The organism is Brucella ciceri (genome assembly GCF_041930145.1).
GTDB lineage: Bacteria > Pseudomonadota > Alphaproteobacteria > Rhizobiales > Rhizobiaceae > Brucella > Brucella intermedia.
The window spans coordinates 1-668 of record NZ_JBHEEV010000040.1 but is presented as its reverse complement, the minus strand read 5'-3'; the positions used below and the strand labels follow the sequence as shown (position 1 = coordinate 668).

The following is a 668-nucleotide window of genomic DNA, read 5'->3' as shown; positions in this document are numbered from 1 at the left end:
CGCTGCTTCTTCATTCGTCCGTCCTTTATTGGGCCGGAATCTAATCCATTCTGGAGGAAATTCTCAGTGGCAGGTCATGATCATGAATGCGGTCGAGCACATCGGCCAGATAGGCTTGCGGGTTGATGCCGTTCATCTTCGCCGTTTCAATGATCGTCATGGCGCGTGCCAGAGTTTCCGCGCCAGTATCCGCGCCTGCGAATAACCAATTCCGGCGCCCTACTCCTATCGGCCTCAGGGCTCGCTCCGCAGCATTGTTGTCCATGGCCACACGCCCGTCCTCCAGGAACAGGGATAATGACGGCCATCTGCTCAGCCCATAGCGCAAAGCCTTCGCCAGTTCGCTTTTGCCCGGAATGCGAAGCAACTGCTTTTCCGCCCACGCGCGCAGTTCCTCGACCTTTGGCTTGCTGTGCTTTTGACGCGTGACAAGCCGTACATCGGCGGGCCGACCTGCAATATCCCGCTCGATATCATACAGCGCGCCGATCCGATCGAGAGCCTCGCGCGCAATCTCGGATTTGTTCGCGGTCCAGATGTCATGAAAGTCACGCCGCCAATGTGCCCAGCAGGAAGAGGTGGCTCGGTTTATTTGAACAGTTTCGGGCGTCTCGTTAAGTGGATTTCCGCCTCGATTATGCCGCCACCATCATCGGTGCCAGCGCGTT

The 668-nt window shown here is 57.3% G+C and carries 1 pseudogene; it reads right to left on the bottom strand.

What is annotated here, in order from left to right:
- Positions 1-70: 70 nt before the first annotated feature.
- A pseudogene (gene tnpC, locus JNC63_RS21885) lies at positions 71-577 on the bottom strand (IS66 family transposase); the annotation flags it as partial.
- Positions 578-668: the final 91 nt, after the last annotated feature.